21 protein-coding genes are annotated in these 20,966 nt (G+C 35.6%); 4 read left to right on the top strand and 17 right to left on the bottom strand.

Features of this window, described 5'->3' with window-relative positions:
• The first annotated feature begins 73 nt into the window (after nt 1-73).
• Together ACUL40_RS23215 and ACUL40_RS23210 are read left to right on the top strand one after the other, a co-directional pair.
• Nucleotides 74-886, top strand: coding sequence for an undecaprenyl-diphosphate phosphatase (locus ACUL40_RS23215; RefSeq protein ID WP_000434794.1), 813 nt, complete (start codon nt 74-76; stop codon nt 884-886).
• A gap of 179 nt (nt 887-1,065) precedes the next feature.
• Complete coding sequence (locus ACUL40_RS23210) at nt 1,066-1,353, top strand: hypothetical protein (protein ID WP_074048023.1); 288 nt, start codon at nt 1,066-1,068, stop codon at nt 1,351-1,353.
• Nucleotides 1,354-1,480: 127 nt separating this feature from the next.
• Here the strand turns inward: ACUL40_RS23210 and ACUL40_RS23205 are convergent, their stop codons facing one another.
• On the bottom strand, nt 1,481-1,684 hold the full coding sequence (locus ACUL40_RS23205; protein WP_001268332.1) for a hypothetical protein: 204 nt from the start codon (nt 1,682-1,684) through the stop codon (nt 1,481-1,483).
• A gap of 171 nt (nt 1,685-1,855) precedes the next feature.
• On the opposite strand from ACUL40_RS23205, the gene ACUL40_RS23200 reads away from it, so the two are divergent.
• The gene (locus ACUL40_RS23200; RefSeq protein ID WP_000128025.1) at nt 1,856-3,007 is read left to right on the top strand and encodes a VanZ family protein; all 1,152 of its coding nucleotides are present in this window, start codon (nt 1,856-1,858) and stop codon (nt 3,005-3,007) included.
• A 53-nt stretch (nt 3,008-3,060) separates the two neighbouring features.
• Here ACUL40_RS23200 and ACUL40_RS23195 read toward each other — a convergent pair whose 3' ends face one another.
• The 6 genes from ACUL40_RS23195 to bdhA form a co-directional block, all read right to left on the bottom strand.
• Nucleotides 3,061-4,377, bottom strand: a complete 1,317-nt coding sequence (locus ACUL40_RS23195) for a D-arabinono-1,4-lactone oxidase (RefSeq protein WP_000948958.1) — start codon at nt 4,375-4,377, stop codon at nt 3,061-3,063.
• Nucleotides 4,365-5,537 (bottom strand): amino acid deaminase/aldolase, encoded by a 1,173-nt coding sequence (locus ACUL40_RS23190; protein ID WP_000373756.1) that lies wholly within the window; start codon nt 5,535-5,537, stop codon nt 4,365-4,367. Before ACUL40_RS23190 ends, ACUL40_RS23195 begins: the two co-directional genes overlap by 13 nt.
• Nucleotides 5,538-5,644: 107 nt before the next feature.
• Nucleotides 5,645-6,646, bottom strand: coding sequence for a sphingomyelinase C (sph, locus tag ACUL40_RS23185; protein WP_445423035.1), 1,002 nt, complete (start codon nt 6,644-6,646; stop codon nt 5,645-5,647).
• 76 nt (nt 6,647-6,722) lie between these two features.
• Nucleotides 6,723-7,574, bottom strand: a complete 852-nt coding sequence (gene cerA, locus ACUL40_RS23180; protein ID WP_000730997.1) for a phospholipase CerA — start codon at nt 7,572-7,574, stop codon at nt 6,723-6,725.
• A 253-nt stretch (nt 7,575-7,827) separates the two neighbouring features.
• A complete protein-coding gene (locus ACUL40_RS23175; protein ID WP_000948241.1) occupies nt 7,828-8,172 on the bottom strand; it encodes a potassium channel family protein in 345 nt (114 codons plus the stop codon).
• A 118-nt stretch (nt 8,173-8,290) separates the two neighbouring features.
• The gene (bdhA, locus tag ACUL40_RS23170; protein WP_000645827.1) at nt 8,291-9,343 is read right to left on the bottom strand and encodes a (R,R)-butanediol dehydrogenase; all 1,053 of its coding nucleotides are present in this window, start codon (nt 9,341-9,343) and stop codon (nt 8,291-8,293) included.
• Nucleotides 9,344-9,568: 225 nt separating this feature from the next.
• On the opposite strand from bdhA, the gene ACUL40_RS23165 reads away from it, so the two are divergent.
• Nucleotides 9,569-10,723: an MFS transporter gene (locus ACUL40_RS23165; RefSeq protein ID WP_000873271.1), complete on the top strand. Its 1,155-nt coding sequence runs from the start codon at nt 9,569-9,571 to the stop codon at nt 10,721-10,723.
• 16 nt (nt 10,724-10,739) lie between these two features.
• Here the strand turns inward: ACUL40_RS23165 and ACUL40_RS23160 are convergent, their stop codons facing one another.
• From ACUL40_RS23160 to rbsR, 10 genes are all read right to left on the bottom strand, one after another.
• Nucleotides 10,740-11,069 (bottom strand): hypothetical protein, encoded by a 330-nt coding sequence (locus tag ACUL40_RS23160; RefSeq protein ID WP_000964465.1) that lies wholly within the window; start codon nt 11,067-11,069, stop codon nt 10,740-10,742.
• A gap of 21 nt (nt 11,070-11,090) precedes the next feature.
• Nucleotides 11,091-11,432 carry a hypothetical protein gene (locus ACUL40_RS23155; RefSeq protein WP_000665754.1) on the bottom strand — a complete coding sequence of 114 codons (342 nt, stop codon included), beginning with the start codon at nt 11,430-11,432 and terminating at the stop codon, nt 11,091-11,093.
• 318 nt (nt 11,433-11,750) lie between these two features.
• Complete coding sequence (inhA2, locus tag ACUL40_RS23150) at nt 11,751-14,150, bottom strand: M6 family metalloprotease immune inhibitor InhA2 (protein ID WP_445423036.1); 2,400 nt, start codon at nt 14,148-14,150, stop codon at nt 11,751-11,753.
• Between the two features lie 381 nt (nt 14,151-14,531).
• Complete coding sequence (gene fsa / locus ACUL40_RS23145; protein ID WP_000667670.1) at nt 14,532-15,179, bottom strand: fructose-6-phosphate aldolase; 648 nt, start codon at nt 15,177-15,179, stop codon at nt 14,532-14,534.
• Nucleotides 15,180-15,213: 34 nt separating this feature from the next.
• Nucleotides 15,214-16,140 (bottom strand): ribose ABC transporter substrate-binding protein RbsB, encoded by a 927-nt coding sequence (gene rbsB, locus ACUL40_RS23140; protein WP_000758976.1) that lies wholly within the window; start codon nt 16,138-16,140, stop codon nt 15,214-15,216.
• Nucleotides 16,141-16,154: 14 nt separating this feature from the next.
• Nucleotides 16,155-17,090: an ABC transporter permease subunit gene (locus ACUL40_RS23135; RefSeq protein WP_001074641.1), complete on the bottom strand. Its 936-nt coding sequence runs from the start codon at nt 17,088-17,090 to the stop codon at nt 16,155-16,157.
• Nucleotides 17,091-17,092: 2 nt separating this feature from the next.
• On the bottom strand, nt 17,093-18,577 hold the full coding sequence (gene rbsA, locus ACUL40_RS23130) for a ribose ABC transporter ATP-binding protein RbsA (RefSeq protein WP_000546778.1): 1,485 nt from the start codon (nt 18,575-18,577) through the stop codon (nt 17,093-17,095).
• An 18-nt stretch (nt 18,578-18,595) separates the two neighbouring features.
• Entirely contained in the window at nt 18,596-18,991 is a 396-nt protein-coding gene (gene rbsD, locus ACUL40_RS23125) for a D-ribose pyranase (RefSeq protein ID WP_000716152.1), read from the bottom strand.
• Complete coding sequence (gene rbsK, locus ACUL40_RS23120) at nt 18,988-19,884, bottom strand: ribokinase (RefSeq protein ID WP_001132865.1); 897 nt, start codon at nt 19,882-19,884, stop codon at nt 18,988-18,990. The genes rbsD and rbsK overlap by 4 nt, the downstream gene beginning before the upstream one ends.
• Before the next feature lie 13 nt (nt 19,885-19,897).
• On the bottom strand, nt 19,898-20,869 hold the full coding sequence (gene rbsR / locus ACUL40_RS23115) for a ribose operon transcriptional repressor RbsR (protein WP_000104051.1): 972 nt from the start codon (nt 20,867-20,869) through the stop codon (nt 19,898-19,900).
• Nucleotides 20,870-20,966: the final 97 nt, after the last annotated feature.

Below are 20,966 nucleotides of genomic sequence, written 5' to 3'. Positions count from 1 at the left end.
TTTTCAATATTCATCCATATCTTTGTTATAATGGAAAAGTTGTTTCTTTCAACTAATAAACAAGGAGGTTATTATGGAACAATTTTACTACGTTTTAAAATATTTAATTCTCGGTCTGTTCCAAGGACTAACAGAACCAATTCCGATTTCTTCAAGTGGTCATCTCGTTTTAGCACAACATTTGCTAGGACTAAAAATAGAAGGGTTTAGCTTCGAACTACTTGTTAATTCAGCTTCATTATTAGCTGTATTACTTATTTATAGAAATGATTTAATTCGTCTAACGAAGAATGGTCTCTCTTATATATTTACAAGAGCAGAAGACGCAAAATCAGATTTCTTCTTTATTATTTATCTTGTTATTGCAACCATTCCAGCAGGTGTTATTGGTGTTTTATTTAAAGATTACATCGATCAGTACTTAAAAGGTGTGAAGATGGTTGGGATTTCCCTTCTTATTACTGCTGTCGGCCTTTGGATTATTAGAAATTTACGCGGTCGTAAAAATGATGGCGACCTTTCTATGAAAGATGCAATCATCGTCGGATTAGCACAAGCTTGCGCACTGATTCCCGGAATAAGCCGATCTGGTGCCACAATCGTAGCAGCAATGTTACTTGGTATGAAGCAAGAAACAGCACTTCGCTTCTCATTCTTACTATACATTCCTGTTAGCTTAGGTGGCTTATTGTTAAGCATTACAGACATTGCAAATGATCCAAATCTAGACACATTATTCGTACCATATGTCGTTGCATTCATCGCAACATTTATCATGACGTATATTTCACTAAAATGGTTTATGAACATTATGGCAAAAGGAAATTTAAAATATTTCTCTTTCTATTGTATTATCGTAGGTGTACTTACTCTTATTTTCTTATAAAGTAAAACTTACAAATTGAAAGCGAGTCATCTAGTGTAATAGAATGACTCGCTTTTTTATACCTCTATTAAGTTAAAATCTATTATTTACTTAGAATTTTCTGAATAGTATAATATTATTTAAGTTTACTATTACAGTAATTCTATCTTTCCTACTATTATCGTAAAAGAGGTGTTTATATGTTTATAGTTACTAAACTCATTCACATTAAGTACGAATATGAAAATGAGCTACTTTATGGGCTTAAACAATATTATCCTTCCCCTGGAACGAACGGTTGTATTAACATAGAGTTTTCACATGTTCATCTTACAAATGATAAGGCAGAATATATGATTCGTCTGTTATGGAAAACACAACAAGATTACCATACATGGCTTTCTCAAAGAGAAGGCCATGTAACTTTGAAGCACAAAATACAAGGCTATATACTTTCTTCCAAATCAAATGCTACCTATGTGCATTAACCCTTCTCTTTTTATTCCTTACGAGGGGCAAAATGATAAAGTGAAACTTTAATCCTCACCAATTGTGCTTCCCACAAATAGCGGGATAAAGAGCCCTCTTACTTTTCATACTGTAAGAGGGCTTCTCTTATGCATACACTTTCTTCTCTTGACAATACAAACGAATAACATGTTTATTTTGTTGAAATACATCATGCGTCAGACGAATAATAATAAAGTTTCTTTTTGTTTGATCATCATGAACAAAAATCTGTTCTCCCTCCTGAAAACGCCATGCACTTTCAAAAGTCGTAATATGATCCCCACTTACAGAAAAAAGTTCATATCGCATCTCTTGTACCCTCTCTCAACTTACATAATCATAATATCCTCATATTAAATTTATTATAACTTAATTCCTATAAAATTAGTAATTATTTCTATTTCGAAAGATTTTAACTTTGTATTTAAATATTTTTAGCGCTATAATGATAAACGAATTTTCATTGAAAGGAGTTTTACTTTGACTGCATATTTATTTCCAGTAAAAACAGCATTTATTTTATTCCCCTTTTTAGCAATGTTTCTTTTAATCCCTTTTTTAATATTTAATTATCGAAAATACGGTTATTTAAATAAATGGCGCTCATTTATTTTATACTCATTATTACTTTACTTATTAAATGCCTATTTTCTTGTTATTTTGCCGTTACCACAAACGTTTGATACTTGTAGCCTACAACCAGCTAATACACAACACATGCAACTCTCACCATTTTATTTCATACAAGAGATTAGTAGTCATACATCGGCAGTTTTAACGAAACCAGCTACTTATTTCTACTTATTAAAAGAGTCTGCGTTTTTACAAGTTGCATTTAATGTTCTATTAACTGTTCCATTCGGTATTTACTTACGTTATTATTTCCGACGTAGTTTCTTACAAACAATTTGCATTTCCTTTTTCCTTTCACTATTTTTCGAGCTAACACAAGTGACTGGATTATACGGTATATACAATTGTGCATACCGATTATTTGATATCGATGATTTGTTTTTAAATACATTAGGTGGCGTAATTGGTTTTATCATTGCACCAATATTTACGTACTTCCTTCCGAAGACAAACGAGTTAGATAGTCATATTGATTTGGAAACGAAACCAGTCGGATTCATTCGTCGCCTTATCGCGATGCAAATTGATTGGATTTTCTTATCTATCGTCGTACCTGTCGTTAAAAACAAAGGAAATTCTTTCTTCGTTTCTAATATGCAATCTTACACGAATATGTATGAACTCATTTTCATTACGTGTTCAATCCTTATTTATTTTATTCTTATTCCATACTTTACAAATGGAAAAACAATTGGGAAAGCATTGCTTCGCATTCATCTGAAAGGAAAATCAGATCGTATTACATTAAAAGAACTATTTATTCGCTACGGTATATTTTATTTTGCGTTAGGCGGAATCAATTATATTCTTTCTAGTAGCTCTATGTTAAATCATACAGAACCTTTAGTATTACTCGTTACATTGTTATTCCTATTTATCATTAACGGCCTATTCATTATTCATGTTTTACTGCATGTATTTAGCCGTGATAAACTACTATTTTATGAACATATTAGTCATACAAGAAATGCAATTACACTAAAAAAAGCTGACAAATAATTATTTGTCAGCTTTTTTATATACATAATGTGAAACTTTAATCAGTGGGGGTCTTACTGCCCAGCAAATAGCGGGATAAATAACTTTTCTGCATAAGGATTAAAAAACATTCCAAGTTCATCTAGAGACTTCCTCGCCTGTAAAAACGAATGGAACTCTGGATATATATCTTGTAATTGCTCATACGATAATGTATGCATTTTCCCCCAATGCGGACGCCCTTCATACTTCAGAAAAATTTTTTCCACTTCGCCAAAGTAAGCAGCATATTTCATACCTTTATACATATGAACAGCGATATACGCTGAATCTCTTCCATAGGCTGGACTAAGCCATATATCATCACCTTTCACATAGCGGCATTCGATCGGGAAGTGCACCTTATACTTTTTCTTTTCAATAAGATTTGAGATTTCTTCTACAACCGTCCTCATATACTTTGAAGGAATGCTATACTCCATTTCATAAAATGGTACCGTACGTGATGTAGCAAATACTTCATAGCTCGGTCCAATTATTTTTGTGTTTGGTACAGCCTTAGCTGATAATCGACTCACTCCTTTACTTATAGAAGGAAACCATTTACACCCTTTAGATAGCAAAGAGAACATCCTATTTTCAAGTAACTCCACCTTTAGTTTATGCCATTTCAAATCACTGCCTGTATGCGTTGTTTCGTTCGTAAGTTTTACTTGTACTTCATCAGAATAAGGAAAAACAAAAAATTCAAAGTGACGATGCTTCTTATACTCTTCTAGTTTATTCATTACAGTAGATAATGACTGTTTTTCACTTTCATAAACGAGTGAATACGCTGGAATAACCTTCAATTTTATCTTTACAATGATACCTAACATTCCAAGTGACAACTGAAACGCTCTCCAATATTCTACGTTCTCAGCTTCCGAACAAACTATACTCTCACCATTAGATAAAACGGCCGTAATCTCTATAACTTGTGTTGATAAACTCCCAAAGGTAATACCCGTTCCATGAGTCCCCGTACTAATCGCTCCTGCAATAGATTGTGAATCAATATCCCCTAAATTTTCTTGCGCATAACCTTTTTCCTCAAGTAACTTCCCTAAATCATATAACTTTGTTCCTGCCCACACTTCAGCGACCATCTTCTCTTCATCAATATTCACAATGCCCTTCAATTCATCTAAAGAAACTAAAACTTCTTCGGTTTGCACAAGGGGTGTAAACGAGTGTCCTGAACCAACAACACGAATTTTCCGCCCCTTTTTTCGTGCAAGCCCCACTACTTCTACTACATCTTGTATACTTTCTGGATACATCGTATAATGCGGCGTTCCTTCTACATTCCCTGTCCAATTCCTCCACTTTTGTCCCTTTATAGAAAGCATTGGCCATCCCCCCGATATGTTGAATACTCCCCAACAATCTCTCCTTTTTTGACACGATACAAAAAAGGAAAGCGCTCACATAATTCACCAGCCTTACTATGACGAAACAAAATGGACTCTCCTATATCCACTCGTTCCTCGCCGCTATAAAAAATTGGCGTTTGTACCTCGCCAGCACCTTCTAAAGCTAATAGTTTTGCACCCTTCGGTCTCCAAACTTCAGGCTCTTTATCTTTTCCAACTGCTCCTGAAGCAATATATCCACCACCTAGGCAAGTGTAAATAAACGGGACTGGTTTACGCACAACTGGTAAAGCAAATCCGACCGCTGGATGAAATTTCACCTCTTTATAATAATCAAACAGCTTCGGAGAATAAAAAGCAGAACCTATTGTAATCTCTGAAACTGAATTATCTTTCTCAGTTGTTTTTATGCTTCCTGTTCCGCCTCCATTTACAAACCTTAGCTCAATACCAAGTTTTTGTATTGCTTTTACAATATATTCTCTTCTTTCTTTCACTTCTAGCACTGATTTCTGCTTTAAATACGAAATCACTTTACTTTTCAGCCATTGATTCGGTATATGGTCTCCCACCCCAGCAATTTGAGCTTCATAACCCATCACACCATCTAACATTAAATATGATGACCTTCTCACCTTTTCTACTACTTTCAACGCATCCTGCACATTTTTTACTGGGGATCTTTGTACACCAAAATGAAATTGAAAGAAACGACTACTCATATCAATATCCAAACAAACACGAAAACATCCTTTAGATTTCTCAGCAATTTTTTCTAAATACACAATATGCTCTTCACAATCCACCATACAAGTTATAATGAAACCTTTCTTTGTTAGCAAACTAATTTCACACAAAGCTCTTTCATCATAAGCAGGATATCCGAGCAATAAATCATTAAATCCTTGTTCTATTAAAAATAAAACCTCTCTAGGTGAAAAGCACATAATACCTTGAAATCGATCATTTGCAGCTAAAATCTTTTGCATAATCGGAACAGAACGTAACGATTTACTCGCTATACGAATCTTCTTATTTCCACTTAACTCTATAATCGATTGAATATTTCTATCTAAAGCCACTTCATCCAAAAATGCACACGGTAATGGAACTTCTTTAAAAATTCCTCGATCCACATTTTTCTCTCCTCTTTTCAATATGTCTTATACATATTGGAAAGAAAGTATGATTTTCCTGTTTGTAAATAAAAAAAGTTTCTTCTTTACGAAGAAACTTTTTGAAACTACTTCATAGAAATAGTCGCCTCTACTGGATAATGATCAGAGTAATCATTATACGTATATTTTTGGAACCACGATGTAACAGTCCATTGTGGAGATTTCGGCTGTAACACCTTATTCTCTATATACGATGGGTTCGCATGGTCTTTGCTTGCAATAATATAATCTAAATATTCGGCAGGACTATCAGGGAAATTATATTTTGCAATACTGTTTGTCGTTGCATCCCAAGTCGCTGTTTGTCCAGTATAAGATGGTACAGAAGCGTTCAATGTTTTAAACATAGATGCATACTCTGAATCATTATTGTTCTCTGCATTTATCTTATTTACGTTCATATCACCACCAATTAACACATACTCATTATTTGGTATATTTTTATTTTTAATAAAATCTTGAATTTCTTTTAATTGGTTCGTACGTACAGATGCTGGTGAAGTTTTTCCGCACATACTATCTTCAGCCTGCAAATGCGTCCCAATCACGTGAACGAAACGATCATTTTTCTTAATTTTCGTGTATACAAATCCTTTATTCGATAAATTATCTGGCCCGCATCCTTTTGCAAATACATATTGAATCTTTTCAGCGATTGGCCATTTGCTCACAATCGCAACGCCACCATCTTCAGGAGTTGAAGATGAATAGTTTCCTAACGTTTTATCCCATTCACTTCCACTACTACGACCTAATACTGCTGTTTGATTTGGATATTCTTTCTTCAAATTCCCTAATAAACGATCTGAAGCGCTATTATCAAACACTTCATTTAATATAACTACATCTTGATTCTTTATATAATCTGCCGCCCCGATTAAATCAGCACGCTCAGTTTGTCCCCAGTTCGGATATAAGTTTGTTGATAGCATATATACATTATGCGTCATCACTTTTAATGTATCATTTTGATTTGTAGACACTTCTGCTTGAGCTGACGTTCCGCTATATAAAGCTCCTAAACCAACACCTAAGCTAAGTACACCTTTTAGCAATTTACCTTTCACGTTTCATACCTCCATGTATTGTATAGTGATAAAAAGGCCAAATACTCTATTCTGAGATTTGACCTTTTTTAAATACTTAACGATTTCCGTACGTATCAAACCAAAGCTGAATATATCCAGCAGTAACACGTTGTGCATCCATTAAACGCTTACCTGTCATTGGTGTAACTTCAGCGCGCCATTTATCTGCATATTCTTGTGATACAGCAGCTCTCACGAACCAATCTTTCGTATTATCATTTACAATGCCAGCGTAATCTTGTTTCGCAACTACTGCCGCTCCATGAATCCAATCTTCTGGATTCGTACCTTTCCAGTTCCAATATCCATTTCCATCCGTTACTTTATAATTATCTTTTATCGTATCTACAAAGTTTTCATATTTAGAATGGAATCCTTGTGGATACGATAGATTCGTAAAGTTTGCCGCATGCATCGGTTGGTTTACATCCCCTAAATAATGAAGAGATAATCCTAAATAGAAGAACGCTTGTTTCATATCTTTATTTTTATAAGACTCACCAGCTAATTTAAAATATTTAGCTCCTGTTTCCTTTGCTTGCTTTGCATACGGAATATAAGTTTTCCCATTGTCAGGGTCATAGAAATGTGAAGCAAATGTGCTATTATCATAATAAGGATTTTCATAGTCAGCAGCATAAATACCGTTCTCTAACTCAGTACGCCATTCATTTAATAGTGCAACTCGATCTTGTTTTACAAGTGTTGTATTACGAGACATAATATCAATTGCACGGTTTACAATCCATAAATGAGAATTCACGCCTTCTTTATGTTTATCTTCAGCAGACCAGCGCGGAATAACTCCAAATCTCTGTCCCCCATCATTTTCATGAGCAAATGCAACACTTTGTAATGGAGCAACTAATGTAATAGCTGCCGCTAAAGCAAGTACTTTCTTTTTCATATAAAATCCTCCATTTTATAATTGAATTATTGTAAACATTTTGTTAGGATCCTATGATGTCGTCCGGTTAACCTATGACTAGAATATCCCACCTTTCACGAAATTTCTATCACTAAATTAAAATATGCAAATGTTCATATCATTATAACTTTATACACAGTGAATATAATGAATGAATACACTTTCATTTTAATAAACTATTATTAAGGCTTGTCTAAACTAATGTAAAAAAAGAGTAAAGCATACACATGCTTTACTCTTTTTTTCTATTCGATAATATACTTGGCAATTGTACATTAACTGCCAACTTATGTATAAATCCAAACACTAATCCGATCCCTATAAATATGTATAATATCGTAAATATCTTTCCGAAGTCAGTTTTGGGACTAAATTGTCCATCACCGACAGTAGTCAGCGTCATAACGCTAAAATATAAAGCATCCAGAGGACGTAACCCCTCCACTGTACTATAAAAGATTGTACCAGATATTAATGTCAAAATTGTTAATACGAATAACACTTGAAATTCTTTATCTTTCCATGCTCGCAAACAAGCTTTTAGCATCCGTTTCAATGTCAACATAAATGAAAGCATTAGACTTCCCCTTCCAAACAAAATACCTTTAGTTACAGGAAAGTCTATCACCTTTCTGTACAGAAAAAAAGTAGCCTTCTTCTATTTCTAGAAAAGGGCTACTCTTTTCGATTCTATCTTATTTAGGTGAAACAAGAATTTTCACTTGTGTTTTATCTTTTACAAGTGCTTCAAATCCTTCTTCAACAACTTGATCCACTGTAATTTTTTTCGTAATTAATTTCTCTGCTTGAATTTGACCAGAGCTAATCAATTTAATAACAGCTGGGAAGATGTGACGGTATCCTAAAATACCAATAACTTCTTTTTCTTTTAATACTAAGTTATTTGGAGTAATTGTTGCGTCTTTTTCCCATACACTAACAATTACAGTTTGTCCTTCGAAGCTTGTACTTTCAATCGCTTGGCGTAGTACAACTTCAACACCTGTTACTTCAAAGCTAACATTTACACCTAAACCATTTGTTAAGTTACGAATTTCAGCTAACACATCTTGAGTTGCTGGATTTAATACATAATCCGCACCTGCTAATTTCGCTAACTCTTGACGTTCTTTAGAAAGTTCAACTGCAATAACAGGAGTTGCTCCTGCTGCTTTAGCTGCTTGGATAACAAGAAGTCCAATTGGACCGCAACCAAATACAGCTACAGCTTCCCCTTCTTTTAATTTACTTTGACGTACTGCATGAACTGCTACTGCTGCTGGTTCTACAAGCGCACCTTGTTCATACGTCATTTCATCTGGAATGTGATGAACCATATCTTCTGGTACTACTGTATATTCAGAGAAACCGCCGCCTTCTCCGCCAAGACCGTGGAAAACAAGTTGTTCACAAACATTGTAATGTCCATGTTTACAAGCTTCACATTTACCACAAGAATAAATTGGCTCTACAACAACGCGGTCTCCCACTTTATGAGATGTAACTCCTTCACCAATCTCTATTACCTCACCACTAAACTCATGACCTAAAATAACAGGTGCTTTCACATGTGTTAATGGATGTTCTTCTGTTGGAATAAAAATAGGCCCTGCTAAATATTCATGCAAGTCTGTCCCACAAATACCACACCATTTAACTTTGATTTTCACTGTTCCTGGTTTTACTGTTGGTTCTGGTACTTCTTCTACTCGTACATCACGTTGATTATGCCAAAGTAGTGCTTTCATTTTATACATCCCTCTCTATGTATATACTTAACCTGGTGAAGTTTACAATTCTATTATAATACTTCTATCCATATATTTCAAAAAAACAATCACGTTCCCACTAATTTTTTACAAATAACGTTCAATATTTTGTCACTTTGTACTTTTTTCCACATCTGTTAATTCAATTTCATTGCAGGTGAAATTAGCATTGTGCCATAATAGCATAGGAGAGGTGAATATCGCTTGAAATATTTTATTTACTTTATCGTTATCGTGGCATTTTTAGATACATTTTCACAATTACCTATTATGAGTACTTTCGCTCAAAGCCTTGGAGGAACTCCTCTTATTATCGGGCTAGTTGTCGGTATGTACTCATTCGCTAATATGATCGGTAATATTATTGCTGGAGCCGCTGTCGATAAATTTGGTGCAAAAAAAATCCTTTATATAAGCATGGGAATTACGAGTTTCATAGTCTTGTTATACACCGTTGTTCAAAGTGGTGAACAACTATTAGTTGTGCGCTTTATGCATGGATTTAGTGATGGCTTTTTAATTCCTGCTGCCTTTACATTTTTATCAAAACAAACAAATGCAAAAAGACAAGGAAAAGCAATGGCTCTATCTGGTGCTGCTGTTGGAACAGCCGCAATCGTAGGACCTGCTTTCAGCGGTATTATGAAAGCAACAGCTGGCGTAGAGTGGGTCTTCATTACTATTTCTATTTTAATGGCTCTTGGTACAATCGTATCTCTATTCTTCTTACCAAATAACGTATCAAGAAAAGATACATCAAGAACGCAAATGATGAACAAAGAAGATATGGTTGAACTTTTAAAATCAGAACCGTTATTACAAGCATATATTGGTGCTTTCACATTAATGTTTTCACAAGGGATTGTCACTTATATGTTACCAGTAAAAGTTGAGGCATTAGCGCTTAAAGCATCTACAACAGGCATGATGTTAAGTGTATTCGGTATTACTGCTATCCTCTTCTTCTTGCTTCCAACAAATCGTATTTACGATCGATTTAATCGTTCGAAACTAATGCTAATCGGAATTGCAGTTATGGCATTCGCATTATCTTTACTCGGATTATTTGCTACAAAAGGTATGCTCTTTATCGTAATGATGATTTATGGAATTGGATTCGCAATCCTCTTTCCGTCTATTAACGCTTTACTCGTTGAAAATACTACAGACGATAATCGCGGAAAGGCATTCGGATTATTTTATGCCTTCTTCTCATTAGGAGTTGTTGCTGGCTCCTTTACAGTCGGCGCAATCGGAGCATCACCTAGCATCAGCTTCATTATCGGGACAGCATTTTTATTAACATTTGCTGGGATGATTTATGTAAGAAGCAAAGTAAAAAAGACAATGATGGGATAATCCATCGTTGTCTTTTTTAAAATGCATATTGATATAATCCGTAATATAATGGAAGCGTTGGAATAATGCCAATTAATTTAAATATAAAAGGTAATGGCTCATCTCGCTCTTCATATAAACGAAAAACAAAAACTGCAGTTAAAGTCCAAATGACGCTAAACAAGAAGATACATTTCCAAACAATTGAGGTTAATATTTGTATATCAAATACAAAACCAAAGAGCCCTATCCACGTAATAATAGATACTACAAAGTCAAACTTTTGAATTGGTGTTTGAAACATACCCCTTACTAACGAAATAATAGCTAACATTGCTACAATAACTAAATATATTTTCCAAAGCATAATGATAATCTCCTATTCAATTTAACTTTTAACTTTCAGCAAACCATATTTAATAAACAATATAGCATTATATTTTTCATAGAAATAATACAATGGATAACAAAATAAAAAGAAAATAAGTACAGTTGGTACATTGTCTACAATAGAAAAATATTTTACTAGTAATTCCTTAATACTCTCTCCAATAATAATAAACAATGGAATTATACAAATCATCGCTAATATTAAACATGGCGTTACCCTGATTTCTTTCAACTTCACCTTACAATGTGGACACCTTAATGAAAAAGGATGCGGGAGATCAATAATATGCTGTACAGTAATATCCCCTTCACACTGTGGACATTCAATAACTTCTTTCATTTATCGCTTACTCCTTTCTATCTATAAAAAGAGCCCTATTGAATAGAACTCTTTTTTGCCCAATATATTACTTTTGTGTATAACCAAATAACAATGTAAATAAATTGAGCCGTAAAGGCAATAATACATCGCTTCTTTTAAAAAGAAAGTTTATAAATACCGACGATACTTCGACAATTTCCTCGGAAATATTTCCTTTCCCCACATAATTTGATACACTACACATGAATAAACACTTGTATTACATAAACTAAAATAATAACTTACTGTACAAATTAAAAAGCACACTCTTCATATGAAGAATGTGCTTTTATGTTATTAACGTTTAATCCAAACAGCGCCTGCCGATTTATCTTCTGCCTGTCCAACAACTTGGAATTTAAGTCCAAGGTTTGGAACTTTTCTTCCTGCGTCTGCAATTTGCTTGTTACTATATACTTTTGAATCATCAAAAGTTGTAACACCTTGTAATCCAGAATAGTTAAACTGACCACGTGTTAATGAATTTACACTCCATGCTGGTGTTTTATCAAATGAAAATGCTGCATCTGCAATTTGCATGCCTGTATTACCGTATGCTGGTTTTCCGTTTAAATTACCAACTAGCGCTTCTGGATGAGAATCTACAACACCAAGGAATCCTTCACCTGGATGCACCCCAACCCAGTTATCTTTGAAACTATCATCTGCATACCAAACGACAAGACCTGTATTATACACTGGACCTTTTCCTGCTTTTAAACCATTATCTGATCCCGCATAATTTCTCCACTCTAAGTAGTAATAATGAGCTTTCTTCTCTGTCCCATCAGAAACAACAAAACCATTTAAATTCATTTTAGACTGTCCTTCTGCATCATCAGAAAATACAACTTGTCCATCAACAGTTACATTTACATTGTCCATCGCAAAACCTTTATATGTTACAGCCGGATCTGTAATATAGTCGAATTGTAGTTTCACTTTTTTGCCTTTAAATTGACTTAAATCATATGATTTATCAATCCATTTCCCATCTGTTGTATCTTTATCTCCTTGGACTACTTTTTCCCCAAGTCTATCAATTAATGTTTTCGTTCCATCTTCTGTTACTACATATACTTCGACGAAATCGCACTCTGCTTCTAACTCATAATTTGCTTTATAATCGAATTTTGCATTTGTTCCCTTTGTTAAATCAAAGAATGGTGTCTCTAACGTTGTATGCATATCATCGCCTCTTGTACTATAATATGCATGCTTTCCAAACTCCGGTTTAATCGTTTCAACACTTTTACCTGGTAAGTTAACACGTACAACGCCTGGACGATTTGATTTCGTAACACTTTGATCAATATAGGTAGGAACTCCCACACCACTCTTAATTTTATCGTAATCTACTTCTAATATTTTTGCCCAGTTGCCACCCATATTCTTTTGTAAGAAGTCTTTATTTTGTGGTGAAAAACTAGTCGGCTCTGTTCCTGCGATTTTCCCTGTCCAACTACCTCCACTCATTAATGACCAAGCTTCGACTGGTGAACCATTTCCAGTATATTTCGTGTCATATTCATCTGGTAATCCAAGATCATGTCCAAATTCATGTGCAAACACACCTACAGCTCCATCTTCTGGTTCAATTGTGTAATCATGTGCTGCTACTTTACCACCAAAGTAATCTACCTTTGATTTCGTACCTTCAATCGCTACTGGATCTACTGCTAATTTTGAACGATGTGACCAGATCGCATCATCACCTAATTTACCGCCACCAGCTTCTTGACCAACACCAGCATGGATTACCATTAAATGATCAATTACACCGTCAGGTTCATTTTGATTCCCGTCCCCGTTTGTATCATATCTATCAAATTGATCAAACTGAGATAAATCTAGTCCTTTCTCAGCAGCTGCATGCAAAGCTTCTTTCACTAAATCACGTGCACCCTTTGGACCTTTATTATCGTGACCACTGCTACCATCAGCTCCATAATCAGATGCTTTTCCTGGAACAGTTAGCCACTCCGTTACATATCCATCTGTCGTATAACTACCACCAGACTGCTCTTCATAGTATTGTTTAAACGTTTTTACTTTTGAACCATCAAATAAAGTATACGGCTCATTACCGAACAACATCTTTTGATAATGTTCTCTACTAAAGTCTTTCGAATACATATAACCTGGTGTTTGATCAATATTATTATGTTTATAATCACTAAATTCAACGAGTAACACTAATACTTTATCCGATCGAACAGATCCCTTATATGGAGCTTGCTTTGCTTTTGAAGTTGGAACTTGCCCATTCAATTGCTTTTTATTTGGTTCTGGCTTTTGCTCAAGGCTAACATTTTTTTCAGCCTTTTTTACATTTTCCTTTTCTTCCATCTTTTTCTCTTTTACTTTTTTTGTGAAATCAGATGTTTCTTGTGAGTGAGCATCTGGAAGAATTTCTTTATTCGCCTGATCTCCTTGTTTCTTTTCAATATATTGCTCAACAGCTTTTTTCGTCTCTTCTTTAGAAGATGCTGGATTAATTGTTCCTCTTTCTTTCAGAGCTTCCGCTAAACGATCTTCTTGAATTAAATTGTAATCAATTGGTGTTGTAGATACACTATCTTTCTCTTTTGCTACCGTTTCTGCATATGCTAACGGAGCACTCATTACAGATGTACATCCGATAATTGCCGCAATTGCTAATGATGACAACACTTTAAATGGTGCTTTTCTTCTCATTCCATTTCTCCCCTTTATAAAACTTAAAATTCAGATAAATCGGTGCATTTTTGTCCAAATCTCTGTTTACTACCCTCCCTATATAAAAAGACATAATTCTATAAACATTAAGCTTTTTGTTATAGAATCATGCCCTCCAGTTTTCTGGTCAGACCCTCTATCTTTTTATCCCTTGGTTCAATTAATAATCAGTGGGGGGATGAACAAAGCCCCCACTGATTAAAGTTTCACTTTATGTCGAAATATTAAAAATAAAGAGTTATGTGATATATATTAAATATCTTATATAACAAATTTAAAAGACAATATGCAAAATTGCATGAAAATTCTTTTAAATAAAAAAGAATCCTAGTCAATTAAACTAGGATTCTTGCTTTTCTATTATTTCTCTTGTGTTTTTTCCCAATCAGCTAAGAATTTCTCAATTCCTTGATCTGTTAATGGGTGCTTCACTAATGAAGCAATTACGTTTGCTGGGATTGTTGCAATATGTGCACCGTTTAATGCTGCGTCAGTTACGTGAACGCTGTGACGTACAGATGCTGCGATGATTTCTGTTTCGATACCATGAATTGCAAAGATTTCTGCGATTTGACGAATTAAATCCATACCGTTATGACCGATATCATCTAAACGACCTAAGAATGGTGAAACGTACGTTGCACCAGCACGAGCAGCAAGTAATGCTTGAACTGCTGAGAATACTAATGTAACGTTTGTACGAATTCCTAAATCAGAGAACGCTTTTACTGCTTTTAAACCTTCTGTTGTCATTGGAACTTTTACAACAACGTTTGGAGCAATCTTCGCTAATTCTTTTCCTTCTTCAATCATTTTATCAGCTTCTAAGCTAATTACTTCTGCACTTACAGGTCCTTCTACAACGTTGCAAATTTCACGAATGCGCTCGTGGAAATCTACGCCTTCTTTTGCTACAAGTGATGGATTTGTCGTTACTCCAGCTAATACGCCTAATTCATTTGCCTCTTTAATTTCGTTAATGTTTGCTGTATCAATAAAGAATTTCATTTGTTGTTCTTCCTTCCTAATTTTCATTTTATATTTATTTATTTTTCTTAATAAGCTCTAATTCAATCGGAATAGATTTGTCCACTTTTTTACCTTGTGTTATCTCTTTTGCTGTTTGCATCGCCTTCTCTCCGATTAATTCTGGTTTTTGAGCGACTGTTGCAGCCATACGCCCATCGTTAACCGCTTTCACAGCATCTTCTGTTGCATCAAATCCAACAACTACTACATCTGTTTTTCCAGCAGACTTCAATGCTTCAAGTGCACCTAATGCCATCTCGTCGTTATGAGCAAACACGGCTTTAATATCGCTATTTGCTTGCAAAATGTTTTCCATAACAGATAATCCTTTCGCTCTATCAAAATCAGCCGCTTGTTTGGCAACTACTTTTAAAGACTTATCGGCTACGTTATGGAATCCTTTCCCACGTTCACGAGCAGCAGACGATCCAGGGATTCCTTCTAACTCAGCAACGTTTGCTCCTTCGCCGACTAATTCACGAATGTAATCACTAGCCATTTGACCACCTTCGATATTATTAGATGCAATGTGAGAAACAACCTTACCTGAATTCGCAACGCGGTCTACTGTAATAACAGGAACATTTGCTGCGTTTGCTGCACTTACTGCTGAAGCAACAGCATCTGAATCGGTCGGATTAATAACAACTACATCGACACCCTTTTGAATTAAATCTTCAACATCGTTCGTTTGCTTTGCTGCATCATTTTGCGCATCAACAGCAATCAATTCGATGCCACTATCTTTCGCTTTCTTTTCTGCCCCCTTTTTCAAAGTTACAAAGAAGGGATTATTTAAAGTTGAAACAGAGAATCCAACTTTAATAGTTTTATTTCGACCTTTATCGCTAGAATCCTTTGCCCATTCTGGCGGTTCCATTGAACAACCAGCAGTAATGACCATAATACATGCAACGAGTATAAGTAACCATTTCTTCATGAACTGTTCCTCCATTACGCTTCTTTTCTACGATCAATTAATACAGCTAATAAGATTACAAGTCCTTTTACAACTTGTTGGAAGAAAGAAGATACACCTAATAAATTTAAACCGTTATTTAGTACACCGATAATAAGTACACCGATGAATGTACCAACAATCCATCCTCTTCCCCCAGAAAGACTTGTTCCACCTAATACAACTGCTGCAATTGCATCTAATTCATAAGAAGTACCTGCAGTCGGCTGTGCAGAATCTAATCGTGATGTTAAGACAATACCTGCAAGCGCTGCCAAAATTCCGGAAAGACCGTAAATCATTACTTTAATTCTCGTAACATTAATACCTGATAGTGCTGCTGCTTCTTCATTTCCACCAATTGCAAATGTACGGCGACCAAATGTCGTTTTCTTCAAAATGAAGTACAGTACTGCGAAAGCGATCATCATTGTAACAGCTGGTACCGGAATACCAAGAAAATAACCGCGGCCAAACATTTGGAACATTAAATGATCACCAAGACCAGTGATCGGACGTCCGTCCATATAAACAAGCGTCAACCCACGAAAAATAGTCATTGTTGCTAAAGTTGCAATAAATGGAGCTACTTTTCCTTTCGCAATGATGATACCGTTTACAATTCCCATTACAAGACCTGCTAATAGTCCAACTGCCATTGCAAGGAACGGATCCATGCCACTTGCCATCATTCCAGCAACAAGTGCACTTGATAATGCTAAAATAGAACCTACCGATAAGTCAATACCCCCTGTTAAAATTACGAAGGTCATTCCAAATGCAATAAGCGCATTAATCGATACTTGACGCAGTATATTAAATAAATTTGGAATTTCAATGAACGCTGGATTTAAAGCTGTAATTACGACGATAATTAATACTAAACCGATTAAAGAACCGAGTTGTTGTAATACATTCCCCTTCTTAGCCATCCTTACTCTCCCCCTGTAGCTAGTGCCATAATAGACTCTTGTGATGCCTCATCTTTCCCTAAAATTCCGCCGACTTTTCCTTCATGAATAACAAGAACTCGATCACTCATCCCTAAAACTTCCGGAAGCTCAGATGATACCATAATAACGGCATCGCCTTGCTCTGTAAGCTTATTCATAATAGAGTAAATTTCTTTTTTCGCTCCAACATCAACACCTCTTGTTGGCTCATCTAAAATGAGTAATTGTGGATGAATGCCTAGCCATTTTGCGATTACAATCTTTTGCTGATTTCCACCAGAAAGAGATTTCACTGCCTGCTCCCCGCTAGATGCTTTCACATTAAGAAGCTTCATCATATCCTCTGTAAACTGTTGTTCTAGCTCATTGCTTAGAACACTTCCCTTTGAAAGATTTTCTAAATTCGGTAAAGCTAAATTTTCTCGAATTGAAAAATCTAACACTAATCCTTCAGACTTTCTATCTTCTGTAATGAAAGCAATTCTTTGTCTAATTGCATCTATTGGACTATCAATCTTTACTTCTTGTCCATTTATAAAAATTTGTCCAGAGTCTAAAGGTTCATAACCAAATATCGCTTTCATAATATCAGTGCGACCAGCCCCCATCAAACCAGCTACACCAAGGATTTCACCTTTCCTCACTTGAAACGAAACATTTTCAAATTTCCCTTTCTTCGTTCCATTACGCATTTCAAAAATGACATCACCAATTTGACTATTTCGCTCTGGGTAACGTTCACCAATGCTGCGCCCCACCATCATACTCACTACTTCATCAAATGATGTTTCTGGAATTAATCTCTTTCCCACGTATTCTCCATCACGCAAAATCGTAATAGCATCACATATTGAGAAAATCTCTTCCATACGATGCGAAATGTACACGAATGAAACACCTTCTTTACGTAACTTATTGATTACTGTAAAGAGCGTTTCGATTTCACGATCCGTCAGTGCCGCAGTAGGTTCATCCATAATAATAACGCTCGCGTTTGTCATTAATGCTTTCGCAATTTCGATAATTTGCTGTTGTCCAACCGATAATTCCTCTGCTAACATAGCGCCTCTTACATGCAGCCCTAGCTCTGCTAGTTGCTGCTGCGCAATCGCGTTCATTTGTCGAGTGCGTAAAATACCTGTTTTCCCATACATTAACTCTTTACCGAGAAACATATTTTCAGCTACTGTTAAATTCGGCAATATGTTTAGTTCTTGATGTATAAATGCGATGCCGTACTCTTCAGCTTCTTTCGCATTTTTAAAGGTGCGCTCTTGCCCATCAATCTTGATTGTCCCACCATCTTTTTTGTATACACCTGTTAAAATCTTCATGAGCGTTGATTTACCCGCTCCATTTTCCCCCATCAATGCATGGACTTCTCCTGTTTCAATCATAAACTGTGCATTCTTCAAAACAGGATTGCCATTGAACGCCTTTGAAATGTTTTTCATTTCAATATGCATTCCCATCACTTCCCTTTATTAAAAAATCACGCCTGCATGTAAAATTACATTTGCATAAGGCGTAGCCTCGCCTGTACGAATAATTGCCTTCGCTTTCTTTGTATGCTCTTTAAATTGTTCATGAGATACATACTCAAATGCTGGCTCTATTAATTTCCGTTCGATCTCTTTATTTACTTCCGCATTATTTATAATGACTTCTTCTGCTAACGTCACTTTTTCGATTGCCATATCATCAGCTACAACTTGTAACACCTCTAAAAAACTCGGTTTTCCAATCTCAACAGCTAAATCAATTCGTTTTACTCCGTCAGGAATTGGTAAACCGCAATCAGCAATTACAACCGTATCTGTATGCCCAAGTGAAGCAAGGACTGCCGCGATTTCACTGTTTAATACACCATGCTTTTTCATCCAACAATCACCTGCACTTCACGTACTCGATCTCTCGTTGGCATACCGCCCTGTGCCCCAAGTTTCGTTACAGAAAGACCACCGGCAATATTCGCGAAACGAATTGCTTTTTGAAGTGTCTCCCCTTCAGAAAGTGCAACTGCTAACGCACCATTAAATGTATCACCAGCTCCAGTTGTATCCACTACATCAACAGCAATGCTAGGAACATGTACAATCTCTGTTCCATTATGGAAACGAACACCGTTAGAACCTTCTGTCATCAATAATTTATTTGGATACTTCGCCAATAAATCTTCAATTGGTGATGTAAAATCATCTAATACGATGCGGCACTCATGTTCATTTGGCGTAATATAAGTTGCTTTTTCTAAAATTTCTTCTGATAAAACTTGTGCTGGCGCTGGATTCAACATAACAGGAATATTATGTTCCTCACAAATAGCCAATACATATTTTACTGTTTCAAGTGGAATTTCTAGTTGAAGAACAACCATATCCGCTTTTACAAGAAGGTCTTTGGAGCGATCTACAACTGACTTATTTACAAGAGCATTTGCCCCTTGTACGACAACAATACTGTTATCTTCTTCTGCTAAAACGATATGAGCAATTCCTGTCGTTCTATCTGTAACCGGTACCACATAATCGATAAAAATGCGTTCGTTCTCTAAATTTTTTCTAACTACTGTTCCATAATCATCATTTCCTACCGCTCCAACCATTGCTACATTTGCTCCTAACCTAGCTGCAGCAACTGCTTGGTTTGCCCCTTTCCCTCCTGGGATTGTATGAAACGCTTCACCAATTACTGTTTCTCCTGCTTTCGGCCGTTTTTTTGAAACAGCCACTAAGTCCATTGAAATGCTTCCTACTACTGCAATATTTGGCATCTGTTTCATCTCCTTACTTCGTTGTATTTCGTTCTATAATTTCAATTGGCAAACGATAGTGTTTCTCTTCTAATGTATTTCCTTCCATTTGCTCTAACAACAACTCTGTTGCAATTTTCCCCATTTCATATATCGGTTGTGCAACTGTTGTAATAGATGGATACATCATTTCCGTTAAAGAAATGCCATCAAATCCGATAATTTGTAAATCATCTGGAATGGCAATCCCCTTTTGAAGTGCAGCCTTTACAATACCAATCGCAATTAAATCATTCCCAGCAACAATACCATCAATATGCGGGTATTCTTCTAATAATTCCATCGCTACACGCTCACTATTTGCTGGCTCAAACGTACTCTCCGCAATCATATACGAAAGATTATTTTGCGTAATAACGTCTACAAAACCTTCAAAACGTTCATTTGCAGTACTCACATCACGTGGTCCGCGAATATGTGCAATATGTTTACATCCTTTATCTAGTAACAACTTTGTCGCAGCCTGACTTCCTGCATAGTTATCTGCATATACAGTAGGAATACGCTCATTAAACATACGGTCAATCGCAACAACCGGAACAGATAAATTCATGTAATTAACACTATTTTGTGGATTCGTTGCTACAATAAATCCATCTACATTATTTTGTCTAAGTACATCAATGTATTGTTTCTCTTTTTCTAAACTTTCATCAGAGTTACAAAGAACAACTGTGTAACCTTGTTTATGTGCTACATCTTCTACGGCACGTGCAACTTCTGGAAAGAACGGATTCACGATATTCGGAACAACTAAGCCAATTAAACGAGACTTTTTATTATACAGTGAACGCGCTACTGTACTAGGCTTATAATCTAACATCTCTATTGCACGCTCTACCTTTTTTAATGTATCTTCATGAACATATCCATTTTTATTTAGAACTCTGGAAACGGTCGCAACAGATACTCCCGCTAATTTCGCAACGTCTTTAATCGTACTCATTCTCTTTTCTCCTCATTTCATGTAACCGTTTACAGAAAATAATATAACGTATTTCTAAAAATACGTCAATCATTTCTCACTAAAAAGCTTTTAAGGT

The organism is Bacillus sp. KNSH39, assembly GCF_052656585.1.
This window is presented reverse-complemented; position numbering and strand designations above follow the sequence as displayed.

Bases quoted from the DNA above. Each gene is read 5' to 3' on its own strand.
- rbsA (WP_000546778.1), bottom strand. From the start codon at position 18,577: ATGCATATTGAAATGAAAAACATTTCAAAGGCGTTCAATGGCAATCCT.
- rbsB (WP_000758976.1), bottom strand. From the start codon at position 16,140: ATGAAGAAATGGTTACTTATACTCGTTGCATGTATTATGGTCATTACT.
- ACUL40_RS23155 (WP_000665754.1), bottom strand. From the start codon at position 11,432: ATGAAAGAAGTTATTGAATGTCCACAGTGTGAAGGGGATATTACTGTA.
- bdhA (WP_000645827.1), bottom strand. From the start codon at position 9,343: ATGAAAGCACTACTTTGGCATAATCAACGTGATGTACGAGTAGAAGAA.
- cerA (WP_000730997.1), bottom strand. From the start codon at position 7,574: ATGAAAAAGAAAGTACTTGCTTTAGCGGCAGCTATTACATTAGTTGCT.
- rbsD (WP_000716152.1), bottom strand. From the start codon at position 18,991: ATGAAAAAGCATGGTGTATTAAACAGTGAAATCGCGGCAGTCCTTGCT.
- ACUL40_RS23205 (WP_001268332.1), bottom strand. From the start codon at position 1,684: ATGCGATATGAACTTTTTTCTGTAAGTGGGGATCATATTACGACTTTT.
- ACUL40_RS23210 (WP_074048023.1), top strand. From the start codon at position 1,066: ATGTTTATAGTTACTAAACTCATTCACATTAAGTACGAATATGAAAAT.
- ACUL40_RS23215 (WP_000434794.1), top strand. From the start codon at position 74: ATGGAACAATTTTACTACGTTTTAAAATATTTAATTCTCGGTCTGTTC.
- rbsK (WP_001132865.1), bottom strand. From the start codon at position 19,884: ATGCCAAATATTGCAGTAGTAGGAAGCATTTCAATGGACTTAGTGGCT.
- fsa (WP_000667670.1), bottom strand. From the start codon at position 15,179: ATGAAATTCTTTATTGATACAGCAAACATTAACGAAATTAAAGAGGCA.
- ACUL40_RS23175 (WP_000948241.1), bottom strand. From the start codon at position 8,172: ATGCTTTCATTTATGTTGACATTGAAACGGATGCTAAAAGCTTGTTTG.
- rbsR (WP_000104051.1), bottom strand. From the start codon at position 20,869: ATGAGTACGATTAAAGACGTTGCGAAATTAGCGGGAGTATCTGTTGCG.
- ACUL40_RS23135 (WP_001074641.1), bottom strand. From the start codon at position 17,090: ATGGCTAAGAAGGGGAATGTATTACAACAACTCGGTTCTTTAATCGGT.
- ACUL40_RS23195 (WP_000948958.1), bottom strand. From the start codon at position 4,377: ATGCTTTCTATAAAGGGACAAAAGTGGAGGAATTGGACAGGGAATGTA.
- ACUL40_RS23160 (WP_000964465.1), bottom strand. From the start codon at position 11,069: ATGCTTTGGAAAATATATTTAGTTATTGTAGCAATGTTAGCTATTATT.
- inhA2 (WP_445423036.1), bottom strand. From the start codon at position 14,150: ATGAGAAGAAAAGCACCATTTAAAGTGTTGTCATCATTAGCAATTGCG.